Source organism: Nostoc sp., from assembly GCF_036917465.1.
GTDB lineage: Bacteria > Cyanobacteriota > Cyanobacteriia > Cyanobacteriales > Nostocaceae > Nostoc.
On sequence record NZ_JBALDL010000016.1, the window covers coordinates 87,375 to 105,673 of the forward strand.

Consider the following 18,299-nt stretch of genomic DNA (forward strand, 5'->3'; position numbering starts at 1 on the left):
CGCTTGCGGCGAGGGGAGACAAAGCACAGCTTTGGCAGGGTGGGGTTCTGCGGGTTTAATCAGTAATCAAACGAGAAACGCTAAAATACCAAATTGCCTGCAAACAGATGAAAAACCTCTTTCTGTTTATGACATTCTCATACATCTAAGAGGCTGTTTGAAAAGCATTTTGCTGTGACTTGAGGTACTAGTTAGATCCCCCAAACCCCCCTTAAAAAGGGGGGAACCGGAATCAAAGTCCCCCTTTTTAAGTGGCGTGGATTTAGGGGGATCAAAACGTTTTGCTACTAATGATAGGACTTTTAAAACATCCTCTAAAGACAGGCGTATACAGAGGAGGTGAGATGATATTTATGAAAGCAGATTAATAGAAAGCAAGCCTAATATGAAAAAACCGTTACTACCTGCTTTAAAGTCAAGAAACTACCAACTATTTTTTGCCGGACAAGGTATTTCCCTAATTGGGACGTGGATGACGCAACTTGCAACTATTTGGCTAGTTTATAAGTTGACAAACTCCCCATTAATGCTAGGAGTGGTGGGATTTTCGAGTCAAATTCCTAGCTTTTTTTTAGCTCCTTTTGGCGGAGTATTTGTAGACCGCTTTTCTCGTTATCATACCTTAATTAGTACGCAAGTTTTGGCGATGATTCAATCGTTAATATTAGCAGTGCTGGCGCTGACTGGTGTGATTCAGGTATGGCATATCATCGCCTTGAGTTTGTTTCAAGGATTTATTAACGCCTTAGATGCGCCAGCCCGCCAAGCATTTGTGCCGGAATTGGTTGAACGCAGAGAAGATTTAGCCAATGCGATCGCGATCAACTCTACCATGATCAACGGGGCGCGATTAATTGGCCCTGCGATCGGAGGTTTATTAATTGCCAGGGTTGGAACTGCCTATTGTTTTTTATTTGATGGTTTAAGCTACATTGCTGTAATTGCCGCTTTATTGGCAATGAAAGTTAAACCTTGGAAAAATGTGGTTACTGAGGGGAGTCCTTTACAAAAAGTCAAAGAAGGTTTTGTATATGCTTTTAGCTTTCCACCCATTCGCTCCATCTTATTGCTATCAGCTTTAGTCAGCCTAATGGGACTGCAAAATACTATTTTAGTACCAGTTATTGCAGAAGAAGTTCTCAAAGGTGGTGCAGAAAGTTTGGGTTTTTTGATGGCGGCTTCTGGAGTTGGAGCTTTAACTGGTGGTATTTATCTAGCCACACGTCAAACAATCTTAGGAATTGGTAACTTGATTGCCTTTGCTCCAGCAATTTTAGGAATGGGTCTAATAGCCTTCTCTTTCTCTCGATTTTTACCACTTTCTTTATTTACAATGTTATTTGTTGGCTTAGGTACAATTCTCCAAATTGCTGCTAGCAACACCTTTTTACAAACAATTGTTGAAGATGACAAACGTGGGCGATTGATGAGCTTACAGCGCTTCCGGCTATTATGCAATACAGTTTTCCTCTTGCCCCTCTCCTATCATAGCTTTCAGCTTTGAGGATGTACCTCATAGCTGCCGTAAGTGCTGTATATACAATGTCATTTTTGGGGATGATTCCCGTTGGCAATTTGTTAGGAGGTATATTAGCCAGTCGTATTGGCGCACCTAACACTTTAATTCTTGATGGGATAGTTTGTATTTTAGGTTCTATCATTTTTAGTAGACAGTTGCCTACTTTAAGGCAAATAATGCTTCCAATTTATGAGCAAAAGGGCATTGTACTAAGTAATAAATCTTTGGATAAAAATCCCAGAAAGATGGTATAAAATCTAATAAAAATTCTATTGCTTAATCTTGAAACTGGAACAACACTATGGCTAATGCAGGTGTAATTCGTCAGCAAGCACCACCAGAACGTGTACCGCTAAAAACCTGGATTGGTGTATTATCTAGTATGCTTGGTGCATTTATGGCAGTATTAGATATTCAAATAACTAATGCTTCGCTGCAAAATATTCAAGCGAGTTTAGGAGCAACCCTAGAAGAAGGCTCTTGGATTTCTACAGCATATCTCGTAGCAGAAATTGTGGTAATTCCTCTCACAGGATGGTTATCACGGGTGTTTTCTCTACGACGTTATTTGTTAGTTAATACTGCACTATTTATTTTCTTTTCTATATGCTGCGCTTGGTCGTGGGATCTCAATTCCATGATTTTCTTTCGCGCCTTACAAGGTTTTAGTGGAGGAGTATTAATTCCTACTGCTATGACAGTTGTATTAACGACTTTACCCCAATCTAAGCAATCAATTGGACTGGCTGCATTTGGCTTTAGTGCAGTTTTTGCACCTTCAATTGGCCCGACATTGGGAGGTTGGTTAACAGAAAATCTTGGCTGGGAATACAACTTTTATATAAACGTAATTCCAGGAGCATTAATGCTGGCTGGTATTTGGTACGGAATTAAGGAAGAAAAACCCCAAATTAATTTACTGAAACAAGGTGATTGGTGGGGAATTATTACAATGGCTATTGGATTAGCTTCTTTACAAGTTGTTTTAGAAGAAGGTAGCCGCAAAGATTGGTTTGGTTCTGCATTGATTGTCCGCTTAAGTGTAATTGCAGTAATTTTTTTGGCAATATTTTTCTATATTGAATTAACTCGTAAGCAACCATTTATTAATTTACGACTTGTGTCTAAGCGTAACTTTGGTTTAGCGAGTATTGTCAATGTGTCGCTGGGGATAGGGTTGTATGGTTCAATTTATATTTTACCGTTGTATCTCACCCAAATTCAAAAATACAGTGCGCTGCAAATTGGTGAAGTGTTGATTTGGGCTGGTATTCCCCAACTGTTTATTATTCCCCTCATCCCCAAATTGATGCAACGGATTGATGTACGTTTAATGGTGGCTGTTGGTGTAACTTTGTTTTCTATAAGTGCATTTATGAACTCTGGAATGACTAATCAAACTGGATTAGATCAGTTACGATGGTCGCAATTTGTGCGTGCAATGGGACAACCCTTAATTATGGTGCCGCTAACGTCTATCGCCACTGCTGGATTGAGTCCAAAAGAAGCAGGCTCGGCGAGTGGTTTATTTAATATGATGCGGAATCTCGGCGGTTCTATAGGAATTGCATCTTTAGCAACTTTATTAAGTAATAGAGAGCAATTTCACTCGAATAGATTGGGTGATGCAGTATCTTTATATAACCCAGAAACTCAACAGCGAATTGACCAAATGACACAGTATTTTGTCAGCCAGGGAAGAGATTTAAATACTGCTCAAAATCAAGCGATCGCATCCATATCTAATGTAGTCCGTCAGGAAGCTTATGTGATGGCTTTTAACGATTGTTTCTATTTTATTGGCATTGCTCTATTACTCAGCGGCCTTGCTGTTTTATTCTTCAAAAAGGTGAAGGCAACTGGTGGCGCTGTCGCTCATTAGAGGTTGTTTGAAAAGTCTTGGGCTGTGATTTTAGGAACTTGTTGATCCCCCCTAACCCCCCTTAAAAAGGGGGGAACCGGAGTCAAAGTCCCCCTTTTTAAGGGGAGCCACTGCGGTCTTGGGGTCTCCCCAAGTAGAGCATGTGGCGTGGATTTAGGGGGATCTAAAACTTTTGATACCGATAAGATAACTTTTCAAACATCCTCTTAGATTTGTTCTATCTATGGTTAAAATTTTTGATAAAGCTAGGACTTATGCACTGGACAAAAAATCATGTTATGCATTAAGTTAAATACGTAATTTCAGGTTTTTATTAATCATTCATTAATGTTAAATAGACCCGCATCGTAGGGGCAATTCATGAATTGCCCCTACGACGGATGTGGTTTTTCCAACGATGTATCAAAAAGCGAAAGCGCTAAGAAAACTTTGCCTCTTAGCGCCTTTGGATGAGATGTTTTTCTAACTTTCTACACCATCTCTGATGATGCTTGCATCATCTGCTGCGGCTGCGGCTGGAACATAAACAACGAATACACCACATCTCGGCGGATGTTCACCATCATATCCAAGAAGAGTTCGTAACCCTCGCTCTTATACTCAATCAACGGGTCTTTTTGACCGTAACCACGCAATCCTACCGATTCGCGTAAGGCATCCATTTGTTGCAGGTGTTCCCGCCACAAAGTATCAATGCGTTGCAAAATAAAGAAGCGTTCAGCTTGGCGCATTAGTCCCGGTTGAACTTGGTCGATCTGCGCTTCTTTGAGGTCGTAAGCAATTCGCACCTGTTCATGAAGGAAGGCTTTAATCTCGCCGACTGTCATATCTTCTAATTGATTTGGCTGCAAGTCTGCTAGCAGATAGACGAATTCTTTGACTTTTTCAACCAACTTTTCTAACTCCCACTCTTCGGAGGGTAAGTCTATGTTGATATAGTAATCAACGATGTCATCCATCGTTTTTTCAGCGTATTTGATTACTTGTTCTTTCAAATCTTGACCTTCTAACACCCGGCGGCGTTCGGCGTAAATAGCACGACGTTGATTATTCATCACCTCGTCATACTCAAACACCTGCTTCCGAATATCGTAGTAGTAGGTTTCAACTTTTTTCTGTGCGCCTTCTAAACTGCGGGTAAGCATCCCCGATTCGATGGGCATATCTTCTTCGACGTTGAAGGCTTGCATTAACCCAGCAACGCGCTCTCCACCAAAAATTCGCAGTAGGTTATCCTCTAAACTGAGGAAGAATCTCGTGCTTCCAGGGTCGCCTTGTCTTCCTGCACGTCCGCGCAACTGGTTATCAATCCGCCGCGATTCGTGGCGTTCTGTACCAATTACGTGCAAACCACCGATTCCCACCACTTCATCATGTTCGCGGGTAGTAAATTGTTCGTATTCTTGCTTAATCCGCTTGTAAGCTTCCCGTAATTTAAGAATCACCGCATCGTCTATGGGAGCTTTTTCTGCGGCTATAGCTACCTTGTCTTCTGCTTCCAGTTCGGGTAAACTGCGATCGCCATACTCACGAACTGCAATTTCTACTGCATCTTTGAGTAGTTTCTCTGTCTCTTTTGTCAATTGAGTAGGGAAAATTTCTGGTGAAGCCCGCCAAGTTCTAACTTTTTTACCAGGGACAAAGCCTTGACCACCACCATGTCCTGTAGGCAATCCCGCTGGTCTTTGAACGCCAAAGCTATCTTCATCTTCTGGCATAACGATGCGGGGCATAAAGTATTCCCGCAGCTTCAAACGTGCCATGTATTCGGAGTTACCACCCAAGATTATGTCTGTACCTCTCCCCGCCATGTTAGTAGCAATCGTAACAGCACCTTTCCGTCCAGCCTGAGCGACGATTTCCGCTTCCCGCTCGACGTTTTCCGGTCTGGCGTTGAGTAATTCGTGGGGAATCTCTAGCTGCTTCAGCAGTCGGCTGAGAAGTTCGGATTTTTCGACACTAGTGGTTCCTACTAATACAGGTCTGCCAAGTTCGTGCATTTCGGCACATTCTTTTGCGATCGCACCCCACTTACCTGGTTCTGTCTTAAAGACCATATCAGATAAGTCTTCGCGTCTTCTGGTTTGGTTGGTGGGAATTACGGCAACTTCTAGTTTGTAAATTTTTTCAAATTCTGGTTCTTCCGTTTTTGCTGTTCCCGTCATTCCGCCCAATTTTGGATACAGCAAGAACATATTTTGATAAGTAATTGTCGCTAGAGTTTGAGTTTCTGGCTGAATCTCTTCGTGTTCTTTGGCTTCAATCGCCTGGTGTAATCCATCACTCCAACGTCGTCCGGGTAGCACCCGACCGGTAAATTCATCCACAATTACCACTTCCCCATTGCGGACGATGTAATTTACATCCTTAAGGAAAAGTTCTTTGGCTTTAATTGCATTAAAAACGAAGTGCGCCCAAGGATTTTCGGGGTCAAATAAATCTGTGACTCCCAAAAGATTTTCGGCTTCTGCAAAGCCTTCATCTGTCAATAGCACGTTCCGAGCTTTTTCATCTACATCATAATGCTCGTCTTTTTTGAGCGCAAATGCGATTTCAGCCGCTTGCAGATACTTTTCTGTAGGTCTTTCTACCTGCCCAGAAATAATCAGAGGTGTCCGCGCCTCATCAACTAAAATCGAGTCTACCTCGTCAATCACGCAATAATTGAACGGGCGTTGCACCACATCTGCCATTGATGTCGCCATGTTATCCCGCAGGTAGTCAAAACCGACTTCGCTGTTGGTAACATAAGTGATATCGCAATCGTAGTTTTTCTGGCGTTCACTAGGAGTCATGGTTGACTGGATTAGCCCCACACTCAGCCCCAAAAACCGATGCACCTGTCCCATCCATTCAGCATCTCGACGAGCCAGGTAATCGTTCACAGTGATGACGTGTACACCTTTACCAGTCAAAGCATTTAAATAACTCGGTAAGGTTGCTACGAGGGTTTTACCCTCACCGGTTTTCATTTCGGCAATTTGCCCTATATGTAAAATGATACCGCCAAGCATTTGGACATCAAAGTGCCGTAAGCCTAACACACGCCGTCCTGCTTCCCGAACAACGGCGTAAGCTTCTGGTAAAAGGTCATCCGAGGCTTCACCTTTGGCAAGCCTTTGTTTAAATTCGACAGTTTTTCCTTTTAACTCTTCATCAGAAAGAACTTTAATGTCTTCCTCTAAAAGGTTAATTTCAGTAACAGAAGGCTGGTATTTTTTAAGCTTACGAGCGTTGGGGTCGCCCAACAAAAGTTTTAACATGGCAGGTTATAGAACTGAATCAAGGGGGATGGGGATTAAAGGGTCGGCATTGATTATAAACATTTAACCCAACCCAACCGTCTTGGTCGTGGATGGGTGTGTAATGAGAATTACCTCAAAAACAGGAGAAAAACTAGCCAATCAGTGCCTTAGATGATTGGTTTTAACTCTTATCTTATATTTACTCTTTCTTCATAGTATCATTTTGCCCCCAACTGGGACAGAGATAGGGCAATAGGTGAAAGAGTTACGAACAAAAAGATCCCCGAATTCTTGAAGAAGTCGGCGATCTGAGCCTCTCTCAAATAAAATTGCTATAACTTCTCACTTCCATTCTGCTGATAGGCGGCGGAAATTGTAGTCGCTAGCACTGGGATGACAGCTGACACAGCTGCCAAGCTGGACAGGACGTGGTAACTTAACTCCTGGGTGTAAAGCTTTGAAATAACGCGAGTTGTTGAGGCGATACGGTGTTTCTTCATCGTCTAGCTGGACACGGGAGAAAGTCGAAAGATATTTCCACACCAAAATACGTGGCGGATCGACTAAAGGCTTTAGTTGTGCGCCGTAGTGCTGCGAGTCTTGCAGGAGATTTTTCCAAGTTTGGGTGGGTAAAACGGCTGGTGGTAAGGCAATGTGGCAGGTGGCGCAGTTTTCTAAGTACAGTTGTTGCGCTAGCTGATACTGTGCCGGCACTACGTCAACAGTACCAATTTCGGCGGGAGGAGTAGCACTTTGAGCATTAGTTGCCAAAGCTAGAAGCCAACCCATAGCGAGACTCCACGTTACAATTACCAAAAGTAAACCGAAAAATTGGCGTTTGAACTCGCGTTCGGCACTTTGCTGTAACCCTTGGCGATCGCGATCGCGGATTTTGCGCTTAACAAAAATTGACATTCCTCACATTCCCAGATATTTACAAGTGGCGCTTGTGCTAATCATAGGACTTACGCACTATTGGTAGTGTTTCTGTTACCCAATCAACACGATCCTTTCCCCAAAATTTCTCACATTGAACTACCCAAGTCGGAACTCCAGGATAGCCAAACTGTTCGTATTCAGTTTTGCTGCTTCACCGTAGATTAACTCAAGAATGCGATCGCCATTTAACCGAAGTCAAGCAACCTTTGAATTCAAAATCTTTTCTAGAAACCGACATACACATTTGTTACACCCAGCACTATTTAAAGTTTAGTGATTGGGAGAGGACAATATATTTTTTTTCCACTTCAGACTGTTGACCTTCTGTATGTGGGCTTAACTGAAGCCAATCCTGAAAGCTCATTCCTAGTTGTTGGATAACTTGCACTTCTACTAAATAAGCTTCAAAGTGATTATATAGCAATCCGATTTGATTTCTGAATCACTCGTAGAGGTAAGGGACTGGGGACTGGGGACTGCGAATAAGGAATAAAGGTGTACTGAGTTTTGTTCAAAAATCAAATATGAGTCCTATAGGTTTCAATTATATGTTCAAAAGAAACTTCTCCTGAACATCTATAGTATTTCCACTAAATTTATAGAAAATTTATCTAAAGAAAATCTAAGTTTCTATTTCCATCTTCCGTAATTACTCTAAAAGGTACTTGTTAGTCATTTACTCAAAAGGAATACATTCATCTTCAGTAGTGCATACTCGCAATACTCCTTCAATTTTAGTAGAAACTACAAATAATCTTTTTGACTTAGCTACTGGAAATCATTTTTTAAAAATATCCAGTTCTGCTTTCTCATCATACATTTCAGTAGTTATTATATATCTGTTTACATTAATTCGCTATTTTGACATTAAATTTTGCTTTTAACCCATTGACGAAATTCTTTAACTAATTCCAAATAATCTTTTTCTCCCACCTGCTCTAAAAAGTTAGAAATCTCTGTTAATGGCAGATTTGGAAATGCTAAACTCTGTTCAACAGATATATATTTCTGATTTTGTAAAATGTTAATACTAAAAAAATTGCCATCATATTGCCAAATCTCTCGTACACCCATATCAGCATAGACTTCAAAGCGATTTTTAGAACTGCTAGTAATATCAACTTCCACTACCAAATCTGGTGGCGGGTCTTGTTGCAAATTAATTCTTTTTTTTCCCTTGATTAACTGGATATTTCTAATGTAAAAGCATTCATCTGGTTCTGCACCACTCAGTTCTGGACGTTTGAAAGTAGTAGAACCAAGAGGGTCAATTCTAACGTCTAATTCTTCTCCTAAAGTTTCGACAAATCGACCTAATACTTTTTTGTATCGTTCATGTTCAGGTGAAGGAACCATGATTTCTAAAGTACCTCGATTGTAAGTAAGCCGGAGGCGGCGACTAGCACTAAGTTCAGTTAGCAAGTTTTCATAAGTTTGCCAACTGATACCCGATAAGTGGATGATTTCTGTGGATTGAAGCAGTGTGTTGCTAGTCATAGCGATATGTAATGTAGGTTCTCGCTGTACAATAGCCGTTCTTGCCCTCATTGTACTTTAAGCTCAATCTTCTATAAAGCTAGGTATCTGGTTGCTACAGTCGCGGTGAAAACTACTAAGCTGGTAAATAGCACGTTTAAAATTTAGCGGAAATTCCGAATCGCATTCATCGGCGGTTTAGAATTCCTCATTGGCGAACTACCTGTAATTACATTATGTTTGATGCTCTATCCGATCGTTTAGAATCCGCCTGGAAAAAACTGCGGGGACAGGACAAAATTTCTCAATCCAACATTCAAGACGCATTGCGCGAAGTACGCCGCGCCTTGTTGGAGGCAGATGTTAACCTCCAGGTAGTCAAAGATTTTATTAGCGAAGTTGAAACCAAAGCACAGGGAGCCGAGGTAGTTACTGGCGTGCGACCTGACCAACAGTTCATCAAAATTGTTCACGATGAACTGGTGGAGGTAATGGGAGAAGAAAATGTTCCCCTTGCAGAAGCCCAGGAAAAGCCGACTATTATTCTAATGGCTGGGTTGCAAGGTACTGGTAAAACGACAGCGACCGCTAAGTTAGCCTTACATTTGAGAAAATTAGATCGTAGCTGTTTGTTGGTGGCGACAGACGTATATCGCCCAGCAGCGATCGACCAGTTGCTGACGTTGGGTAAGCAAATTGACGTACCAGTATTTGAACTAGGAAGCGATGCAGATCCCGTAGAAATTGCCCGACAAGGTGTAGAACGCGCTAGGGCAGAAGGCGTAAACACAGTAATTATTGATACTGCTGGTCGGCTGCAAATTGACGAAGATATGATGGCGGAATTAGCCCGCATCAAAGCAACTGTCCAACCCCATGAAACTCTCTTGGTGGTGGATGCAATGACCGGTCAAGAGGCAGCAAATCTGACTCGTACCTTCCACGATCAAATCGGAATTACCGGGGCGATTCTCACCAAAATGGATGGTGATAGCCGTGGTGGTGCAGCGCTTTCAGTACGAAAGATTTCGGGAGCGCCGATTAAGTTTGTGGGCGTGGGCGAGAAAGTCGAGGCACTGCAACCCTTTTATCCCGATCGCATGGCATCGCGGATTTTGGGCATGGGCGATGTGCTAACCCTGGTAGAAAAAGCCCAGGAAGAGTTTGACTTGGCAGACGCTGAGAAAATGCAGGAGAAAATTTTGTCAGCGAAGTTTGACTTTACTGACTTTCTCAAGCAGTTGCGAATGCTGAAGAATATGGGATCTCTGGGAGGCTTCATCAAGATGATCCCAGGGATGAACAAGCTCTCAGACGATCAACTCAAACAGGGAGAAACCCAGCTGAAACGCTGTGAGGCAATGATTAACTCCATGACTCGCCAAGAACGCCATGACCCCGATTTATTAGCCAGTTCTCCCAGTCGGCGGCGGCGGATTGCTTCTGGCGCCGGTTATCGAGAGTCAGATGTGACAAAACTAGTGGGTGATTTCCAAAAAATGCGATCGCTCATGCAGCAAATGGGTCAAGGTGGCTTCCCTGGAATGCCGGGAATGTTCGGCGGTGGCGGCGGTATGGGCAACGCCTTCGCTGGTGCTGGCAATCGTCCCGCAGCCCCAGGATGGCGTGGCTATGGTGGTGATGCAGGTACGAAAAAGAAAAAACCCAAAGAGAAAAAGAAAAAAGGTTTTGGCAATCTTTAGTTATTGGGCATTGGACATTGGTAATTTACAAATGACTAATGACTAATGACTAATAGCAGCAAATGCTAGGCAGTGCTAAAATTAGCATTTCGACCTCAGAATTTATCAGCAGAGGAAACTAACCCTCAATTTCTCGGCAACAGCCAGATTTAGGTTACTTCCTCGCCGACTAGTTGCTAACTAATCTCTAAACAGGAGAATGATTCTTCAACCATGATCAAACTGCGCTTGAAGCGATTCGGTAAAAAACGGGAAGCAAGTTACCGAATTGTCGCCATTAACAACCTCGCTCGCCGTGATGGCCGTCCCTTAGAAGAATTGGGATTTTATAACCCCAGAACCGATGAAGTGCGATTAGACGTTCCCGGTATCGTCAAGCGACTACAACAAGGCGCTCAACCCACTGACACCGTACGTCGCATTCTAGTAAAAGCTAATGTTTTTGAACAGGTCAGTGCAACAACAGCCGCATCATAATTTCGGAACAAAATTGCCAACAGCCAGTCCCAACTATGTTGATCTGGTTCGGTTTTTGGTGCAGCCGTTTTTGGAATCTCCAGAGACTTTAAGCGTCGATTGTGAAATATCTCAAGCCCTAAACCGGGTTTGGGTTCGCATCGCCTTCGAAAGCACAGATAAAGGAAAAGTGTTTGGTCGAGGGGGACGCAATATTCAGGCGATTCGGACAGTAATTGCCGCAGCCGCAGCCGCAGCTGGGCAATCAGCATACCTAGATATCTACGGCAGTACCACTCCGGGCCGCGAAGGTATGTCTTTTGATGAAGACACAGAAGATCGATCGCCACCGCCGACTAGGAGAGAAGTGCGTGGAAATGATGGGCCCAAACCCATTGTTAAACCCCGCCTCCGCTAGGTTAAAACTAGAGAGCAAATCTGAGCGGTTGTAGTCACCTCCGCTCAGAATTTTTGTAAACATGGAAAGTAGCAAAAAGATTTTTGGAGCTTTTTTTGAACTCTTGACTAATAGGGGCGTAAATCTGTACGTCCCTACAGACTATTCATTTGTTGCAACGATTTTTCTAAGATGTAAGTAAAAAAGCGTAATTTTGCCATTGGCAAGAAAATATTAATACCAATTTAAAATTAAAAAATAATTGCGACGATGGATTTGCCAAAGCGATTACCACTAAGTCTTTGACAATCTAAAATCTAAAATCTAAAATCCAAAATGGTATAATCTTTGTCAAAAATAGATCCTTACGAATTAAAAAATACTATGGCAGGTGCTTTAACAATTCAGCTGCCGAATGTTCCCAGTGCGATCGCTCTTGGGGGAGATGGAGAAGAAAATCTCAAAATCTTATCTCGCCAAACAGGAGCCACTTTAGTGCTACGCGGACAGGAATTAGTCATTTCTGGTACTGAAGGGCAAATCGATCTGGCTTCTCGATTAGTGCGATCGCTTGAAGACCTCTGGAGTAAAGGCAATACTATTTCCAGTGCCGATATTTTAACAGCCCGTCAAGCCATAGATAGCGATCGGCAAGGGGAACTGCAAGATTTACAGCGAGATATCCTTGCTAAAAATCGCCGAGGCGAAGAAGTCCGTGCTAAAACCTTCCGCCAGCGTCAATATATCGACGCACTGCGTAGGCGCGATCTTACCTTTGGGATTGGCCCTGCTGGTACCGGCAAGACTTATCTCGCCGTTGTTGTCGCCGTGCAAGCACTCCTTGCCAACCAGGTTGAAAAGCTAATTTTAACTCGTCCTGCCGTCGAAGCCGGTGAAAAACTCGGTTTTTTGCCTGGAGACTTGCAGCAGAAAGTTAATCCCTATCTTCGCCCACTTTATGATGCTATTTATGAATTCATCGACCCAGAAAAAGTACCCAGTTTAATGGAACGCGGTGTGATTGAAGTCGCGCCACTCGCCTATATGCGGGGACGCACCCTCAATAACGCTTTTATCATTGTTGATGAAGCTCAAAATACTACACCCGCTCAGATGAAAATGGTTTTGACTCGTTTGGGCTTCCGTTCGCGGATGGTGATTACAGGAGACATGACACAAACCGATTTACCACTTCACCAACAATCGGGTTTAGGAGTGGCTTTACAAATTTTAAAACATGTTGAAGGCATTGCTTTTTGCGAATTTAGTCAAAAAGATGTCGTGCGTAATCCTCTAGTTCAGCGTATTGTCGCTGCTTATGAACAATACGAAAAATAGGTATTGGGTATTGGGTATTGGGTATTGGGGATCAACAAATACGAAAGGATAATAATTTATGAGTACTACTTTGAAAGAATTTTTAGAAGCTTGTGAGACTCTTGGAACCTTGCGTTTAATTGTTACTAGCAGTGCGGCTGTTTTAGAAGCACGGGGTAAGGTTGAAAAGCTGTTTTATGCAGAATTACCAAAGGGTAAGTACGCAAATATGCACACCGAAGGTTTTGAATTTCACTTGAATATGGACAGAATTATTCAAGTAAAATTTGAAACGGGTGAAGCGAAGAGAGGTAATTTTACAACCTATGCTATTCGATTTTTAGATGATAAACATGAGTCTGCTTTAAGCCTATTTTTGCAATGGGGTAAACCGGGAGAATATGAACCTGGTCAGGTAGAAGCTTGGGAAACTTTAAAAGAGAAGTATGGGGAAGTTTGGGAACCTTTACCAGCAGAGATTTAAATTAAAAAAATAAACTTGATTTAGGGTTCCCCAGATCCCCGACTTCTTGAAGAAGTCGGGGATCTAAATATCAACTACGATTTAACTAAAAAATCAACAAAAAACTACTGATGCTTGTAATAAAGGTAATTTGGAGTTCTTGCTTGTTGGTTATATTCCTAATATGGAGTGGCGAAGCTTTTGCAGGAGAGTTGTCTGAACGGTTAGCAAACTTTCCCCAGTGGGAAAAATTAACTTCAGTGCAACCGGCTTCGGGTGATTTGATTTACCCGGAATGGATGGCTGGTTCTTGGCAAGTTACGAGTACTTTGGTAGATTTAGCAGCACCTTTAGCACCAGATATCGTAACTCCAGGGTTTGAAGGTAATCGCCGCCAATTAAATCAGCCTGTGAGTTTTGTAGTAAGATTTGTAAAGGCTCAACCACATATATCCAGTTTAAAAATATTCCCTCAGATAGATTACAAATTTCAAAGCTTAGTGGCCGATAGAGCATTTAATAGTTTGAATTTGGCACGGGCTTATTTAGGGGATGAAGCAGTGTTATCAGTCAAAGTAGATCCAGATTCACCTAATCGTCAGATTACATTCTTGCGTAGTAGTCGCCAATTAGTTTCCATTGTGACTGCACGGGCTACAGAAACTGTCTCTGATAGCAAATTCATCACCACAGAAGTGTTTCAACAATTATTTAAAGGTGGTTCACGCCCCTATTTAAACTCGGTAGAATCTACCACCGCTTATCATAAACTTTTAACGACTAATCCGGCAATTGAAGCAGATCAAGTTACTGCTGTCTATCTTTCACCCCAAGATCCAGATTACTTTAAAGCTGGTTCTCGACCAGCTGCTCTCTATCGCTATCGCCTAGAGTTTGTTCCAGTACAAATGCCTAATATTCAGAAAGAATGATTTAAACTTAATAGACCTTGACTAATTTGTATTACGTTTGTAGTATGCAAATTCCAAGCTCACGATCGCGCTCTTGGACGGTGTGCATCATGGCCAAATTTCAAGATATTGTCAATTATTTTCGCTCTGACTGGAAGCTGAGTCTTTTTAGTATTACGATATCCAGCATTTACGAAATTATTGATTTGGTTGTTCCTTATGCGATTGGGCAGATTTTAAACGTTTTGTCTAATCAACCTTTGGATAAACCACTTCAAAGTGCGATCGCAACTTTTTCGGAATCTACCAATTACCCAGTTAATAAAACTCTATCTTTGGGTATATTACTGAGTTTAATATTTGTTGTCACAGTAGTGAAAGCGCCTGCACAACCTTGGTTAACCCATTGGTTTCATTGGGATATAACCTTAAGGATGCGTCGCCAGAAAGCCCAAACAGCCATAGAAAAAATTCTCACTCTTCCACTGGAATTTTATGATGAAAATAACCCCGGACGCATTGCGGGAAGAATAGCTAGAGGTATTTCTAACCACACTTTTACTTATCCCGAAATTGCCGGACAGTTGATTCCTAGATTAGTTCGAGTACTGGCAATTTTTGGATTTATATTGTTAATTGAGTGGCGAATTGCAATTTTGTATTTGATTTCCTTTGTAGTTATTTTGAGCTTAAGTTTAAAGCATTTAAAGCAGCTGATTTGGCACGAAACTATTCTCGATAAATATTCAGAAGATACAGAAAGTCGCAATTCGGAACTAATCACCAACATCAAAACGGTGAAAGCATTTGCTACAGAAGCTAATGAACTGAAACGGCAAAAGCAACGTTTAGATCGGGAATTAATGGTAGTTGAGTATCGTGTTCACAAAGGTTATACGAAACTAGCTACTTGGCAAAAGACTGTAATTCAGTTTTGCGTGTTTACTATCTTGGGTTTGACTCTAGCAGCAACGGTAGATGGGAGAATTTCTCTTGGTCACTTTGTCATGACCTTAACTCTTTCTAGCATGGCTTATGCGGAATTACAACCTATTAGCACTTTGGGAGAAGTTTTTGCCCGTCGTTATTCTTCGATGATCCGATTTCACGAATTTCTCCAAGAACCAACTGCATCTGATTCAGTGAGTCTTTTAGAAGAGAGTAACCACACAGAATCACCTTATAAATTTACTGGAAAAGTTGAGTTGTCGCACCTCAGTTTTGGATATGATGCCAACCGTCAAGTTTTGCAAGATATTAACTTGTTGATTGAGCCATACCAAACAGTGGCATTAGTGGGGCGTTCTGGTTCTGGTAAGTCTACTTTAGTGAAACTGCTGTTGCGATATTTTGAACCTCAATCAGGTCAAATTCTGATTGATGGTCAAGATATTCGCACTTTAAATGTGGGTAAGTATAGACGGAGATTAGCGATCGTTCACCAAGAAGTAGACGTTTTCAACGGTACTATATTGGATAACCTGACTTATGGTAGGCGGGATGCCAGCTTGGAGCAGGTTAAACAAGCCTGTAAGATTGCGAGAGTCGATGAAGTAGTGCAGCAGTTACCCCAAGGTTATTACACCGTCGTAGGGGAACGAGGTGTTAGGTTATCTGGAGGACAAAGACAACGGTTAGGAATTGCTAGGGCGTTGCTAGTGGAACCAGACGTGCTGATTTTTGATGAAGCCACCTCTAGCTTAGATTATGAATCTGAGCGTTCGATTCAGCTAGCGATGCAATCGATTCAGGGTACTTGCACCACTATTGTGATTGCTCATCGTTTAAGTACAGTGCGGGAAGCAGATAAAATTGTAGTTCTGGAGCAAGGAAAGATTGTAGAAGTGGGTAGCCACGATGAACTCTTGCGTCACGAGGGCATTTACCGCCGTTTACACTCCCTACAAGAAACAGGAGAACTTCTAAGTTAGGGAATATAGACATTTGGGATTTTGGATTGATTCCATAAAAAACTAAGATTTACTCTTATCGGCTTCTTTCTGCGCCGCTTCACTGTATTTCTTATATAGTTGAGTCCGAATCTTAGCTTCCTGATAACGGCTGTGTTTTTGTGGCACTATACCCATTAAATCTGAAGCCCGTTGCCACTTAGCAGCGATTTCTAACCACTGAGTTGAGGTTGTGGCTGTTTTACCAGATATAGAAGCAAGATTTGCAATTCGCACAGATGTTGCAAATGGATCATTAGATTGATCGTCAAAACTATTGTTAGGAATACGAGATGGTATTGGGGCTTTATTCTCGTTAGTATTTGTAGTTAAAGATTTGGAAGTTTCTGGTTGCATTAAGTTTTTCAGTTTATTACCTAATTGGGCATAAACAACCCAACTAAGCAACAACAGGGAGCATAAACCAACTCCTGCTAATATCTTTTTTTTATGTTTACTTTGGTGTTTTTCTTTGTTAATAAGTACCAAAGGACGAGATACTTGAGATTTAGGGAAACTCGGTTTTCCTAGTTCAGCTTGAGCTTCTGTCAAATCTTTAATTAGTTGCTTTATAATATTAGGCTGAATTAATGCAATTTCCTGTGACCAAAGCAATTGACTGTCGCGATCGCTATCTATTTCTTTTAACCATAGTAATTGTTGTTCCCGAACAATTCGACTGTTGATATTAACTCGGCGAATGTAACGCGGGGCAATGGACTCAAGAATTTGCTGAATTTGTTCTACAAGGGGAGATTGCTCAAGTTGCTCTATCCTAGCCGCCTCGCAGAGAAGTTGTAAGACACCATCAGAAAACATGGCTCTAGTTCTGACACCAGACTTAGCTAGTTTCTCATTCAATAGCTGAATAATTGCAGCAACGCTACCTTGTTGAGCTTGCCAACCGATATCGTTTATCCGATCTACCATCTGAGGTTTGGTGATAACTCTTCCACCCTGACTGATTAACGTATTCATTAATTTAGGGACTCTTTTCTACTGACCTTGATCTTGTCTTCGATTTTACGAGTAAAAAGATGAGTTGCCAAATAAAATCATAAAAGTCGAGCCTCCCTTCTCGGTTCGGTAAAGATGCTCGATCGCGTTCAGTTAATTTGACACTCCCACGCCTTAAAAGTGTAGGATTCTTGAACGTAAACTGCGCTTTCAGGTTAACGCCGATGCTGGCGGATAAGCTACCTGTTTGACATAGTACATTATCATGTTTTTTAGCGATCGCACGAGCTTAAGTTAAGTTAGCTAAATATTATCAGGCTCAACACCAAGCGATCGCAACTGTTCCTTCAACCTTTCCACCTGAGACTGTGCTTGTTCCCTGGCTAATTTTTCCTGTTTTAGCGCCTCTGCCAACTCCTCTGGAATCAGCAACTTTTCCCCAGTATCTTCTCGATAAAAACCAATCAGTTGCCCCTCTATTTGCAAACGCAGCTGCAAAGGTTCACATCGACTATCTGTAATTGGTTCATACACCTCGCCTCGCAGCCGATACCCTTGCAATTGCTCTTTAATCCACTCTCCCTTGGGGTCAAATAACCAGTATTCCAGTACCCCTAACTGCTCATACAGTGTCTTTTTAAAGCCCGTGTCCTGGTTTTTAGTGCCTTCGGAAGTCATCTCGAAGATGACTACAGGTACTTGTCCCTCTTCCCATATCTTGTAATTATCCCGCCCTCCAGGAGCAACATTAAAAATCACCATTACATCTGGAGCTACCCGCAACCTTGGAAAACCCTGAGCATAGTAGAGAAACTGGTTACTCAAAACCGTTGCTTGCTTACCCAGTAAATATTGCCTCAATACTTCTAAAGTTGCCAATAGAGCGCATAAATGAACATAACTTTCTGCCAAAGGTTCACCATCCGAGCTTGGGTAAAAAACTTCTGTTGATTGAGAACTGGGTAAGAGGCTAGTCATAATTAGCCACCTGATTGAGAAGATGGGTGCATGACTATATTATCTCAGAGACTTTCGCTGATATTTCTGGAACTTTGTGAGTAATTTTCGCTTTTTTTGGCTTTTTG

At 42.0% G+C, this 18,299-nt stretch carries 13 protein-coding genes and 1 pseudogene; 9 read left to right on the forward strand and 5 right to left on the reverse strand.

All coding sequences use genetic code 11. From position 1 onward, the window contains the following. The first annotated feature begins 385 nt into the window (after positions 1–385). Positions 386–1,773: pseudogene (locus V7K38_RS03490) on the forward strand (MFS transporter). 47 nt (positions 1,774–1,820) lie between these two features. Beyond that, positions 1,821–3,401: a DHA2 family efflux MFS transporter permease subunit gene (locus tag V7K38_RS03495; protein WP_334855478.1), complete on the forward strand. Its 1,581-nt coding sequence runs from the start codon at positions 1,821–1,823 to the stop codon at positions 3,399–3,401. A 470-nt stretch (positions 3,402–3,871) separates the two neighbouring features. Here V7K38_RS03495 and secA read toward each other — a convergent pair whose 3' ends face one another. The 3 genes from secA to V7K38_RS03510 form a co-directional block, all read right to left on the reverse strand. Then, positions 3,872–6,664, reverse strand: a complete 2,793-nt coding sequence (secA, locus tag V7K38_RS03500; RefSeq protein WP_334855481.1) for a preprotein translocase subunit SecA — start codon at positions 6,662–6,664, stop codon at positions 3,872–3,874. A 324-nt stretch (positions 6,665–6,988) separates the two neighbouring features. Continuing rightward, positions 6,989–7,561: a cytochrome C gene (locus V7K38_RS03505; protein WP_334855483.1), complete on the reverse strand. Its 573-nt coding sequence runs from the start codon at positions 7,559–7,561 to the stop codon at positions 6,989–6,991. A gap of 891 nt (positions 7,562–8,452) precedes the next feature. Continuing rightward, entirely contained in the window at positions 8,453–9,082 is a 630-nt protein-coding gene (locus tag V7K38_RS03510; protein WP_334855485.1) for a Uma2 family endonuclease, read from the reverse strand. A gap of 215 nt (positions 9,083–9,297) precedes the next feature. On the opposite strand from V7K38_RS03510, the gene ffh reads away from it, so the two are divergent. The 7 genes from ffh (at position 9,298) to V7K38_RS03545 (ending at position 16,239) form a co-directional block, all read left to right on the forward strand. Continuing rightward, on the forward strand, positions 9,298–10,764 hold the full coding sequence (gene ffh / locus V7K38_RS03515) for a signal recognition particle protein (RefSeq protein WP_334855487.1): 1,467 nt from the start codon (positions 9,298–9,300) through the stop codon (positions 10,762–10,764). Between the two features lie 213 nt (positions 10,765–10,977). Next, entirely contained in the window at positions 10,978–11,241 is a 264-nt protein-coding gene (gene rpsP, locus V7K38_RS03520; RefSeq protein ID WP_094328165.1) for a 30S ribosomal protein S16, read from the forward strand. After that, the gene (locus V7K38_RS03525) at positions 11,201–11,638 is read left to right on the forward strand and encodes a KH domain-containing protein (RefSeq protein WP_334855489.1); all 438 of its coding nucleotides are present in this window, start codon (positions 11,201–11,203) and stop codon (positions 11,636–11,638) included. Before rpsP ends, V7K38_RS03525 begins: the two co-directional genes overlap by 41 nt. A gap of 363 nt (positions 11,639–12,001) precedes the next feature. Further along, positions 12,002–12,955 carry a PhoH family protein gene (locus tag V7K38_RS03530; RefSeq protein ID WP_334855524.1) on the forward strand — a complete coding sequence of 318 codons (954 nt, stop codon included), beginning with the start codon at positions 12,002–12,004 and terminating at the stop codon, positions 12,953–12,955. 58 nt (positions 12,956–13,013) lie between these two features. Next, positions 13,014–13,418: a ChuX/HutX family heme-like substrate-binding protein gene (locus tag V7K38_RS03535; protein ID WP_094328162.1), complete on the forward strand. Its 405-nt coding sequence runs from the start codon at positions 13,014–13,016 to the stop codon at positions 13,416–13,418. A gap of 110 nt (positions 13,419–13,528) precedes the next feature. Then, a complete protein-coding gene (locus V7K38_RS03540; RefSeq protein ID WP_334855491.1) occupies positions 13,529–14,329 on the forward strand; it encodes a DUF6816 family protein in 801 nt (266 codons plus the stop codon). Between the two features lie 89 nt (positions 14,330–14,418). Then, entirely contained in the window at positions 14,419–16,239 is a 1,821-nt protein-coding gene (locus V7K38_RS03545) for an ABC transporter ATP-binding protein (protein ID WP_334855526.1), read from the forward strand. A 42-nt stretch (positions 16,240–16,281) separates the two neighbouring features. Here V7K38_RS03545 and V7K38_RS03550 read toward each other — a convergent pair whose 3' ends face one another. Together V7K38_RS03550 and V7K38_RS03555 are read right to left on the reverse strand one after the other, a co-directional pair. Beyond that, a complete protein-coding gene (locus V7K38_RS03550; RefSeq protein WP_334855493.1) occupies positions 16,282–17,235 on the reverse strand; it encodes a hypothetical protein in 954 nt (317 codons plus the stop codon). A gap of 282 nt (positions 17,236–17,517) precedes the next feature. Further along, on the reverse strand, positions 17,518–18,192 hold the full coding sequence (locus tag V7K38_RS03555) for a Uma2 family endonuclease (protein ID WP_334855495.1): 675 nt from the start codon (positions 18,190–18,192) through the stop codon (positions 17,518–17,520). Positions 18,193–18,299: the final 107 nt, after the last annotated feature.

What these genes read in the sequence shown, in the direction of transcription:
- V7K38_RS03545 (WP_334855526.1), top strand. Translation starts at nt 14,419, where the DNA reads ATGGCCAAATTTCAAGATATTGTCAATTATTTTCGCTCTGACTGGAAG.
- V7K38_RS03525 (WP_334855489.1), top strand. Translation starts at nt 11,201, where the DNA reads ATGTTTTTGAACAGGTCAGTGCAACAACAGCCGCATCATAATTTCGGA.
- V7K38_RS03510 (WP_334855485.1), bottom strand. Translation starts at nt 9,082, where the DNA reads ATGACTAGCAACACACTGCTTCAATCCACAGAAATCATCCACTTATCG.
- V7K38_RS03535 (WP_094328162.1), top strand. Translation starts at nt 13,014, where the DNA reads ATGAGTACTACTTTGAAAGAATTTTTAGAAGCTTGTGAGACTCTTGGA.
- V7K38_RS03550 (WP_334855493.1), bottom strand. Translation starts at nt 17,235, where the DNA reads ATGAATACGTTAATCAGTCAGGGTGGAAGAGTTATCACCAAACCTCAG.
- V7K38_RS03555 (WP_334855495.1), bottom strand. Translation starts at nt 18,192, where the DNA reads ATGACTAGCCTCTTACCCAGTTCTCAATCAACAGAAGTTTTTTACCCA.
- rpsP (WP_094328165.1), top strand. Translation starts at nt 10,978, where the DNA reads ATGATCAAACTGCGCTTGAAGCGATTCGGTAAAAAACGGGAAGCAAGT.
- V7K38_RS03530 (WP_334855524.1), top strand. Translation starts at nt 12,002, where the DNA reads ATGGCAGGTGCTTTAACAATTCAGCTGCCGAATGTTCCCAGTGCGATC.
- secA (WP_334855481.1), bottom strand. Translation starts at nt 6,664, where the DNA reads ATGTTAAAACTTTTGTTGGGCGACCCCAACGCTCGTAAGCTTAAAAAA.
- ffh (WP_334855487.1), top strand. Translation starts at nt 9,298, where the DNA reads ATGTTTGATGCTCTATCCGATCGTTTAGAATCCGCCTGGAAAAAACTG.
- V7K38_RS03540 (WP_334855491.1), top strand. Translation starts at nt 13,529, where the DNA reads ATGCTTGTAATAAAGGTAATTTGGAGTTCTTGCTTGTTGGTTATATTC.
- V7K38_RS03495 (WP_334855478.1), top strand. Translation starts at nt 1,821, where the DNA reads ATGGCTAATGCAGGTGTAATTCGTCAGCAAGCACCACCAGAACGTGTA.
- V7K38_RS03505 (WP_334855483.1), bottom strand. Translation starts at nt 7,561, where the DNA reads ATGTCAATTTTTGTTAAGCGCAAAATCCGCGATCGCGATCGCCAAGGG.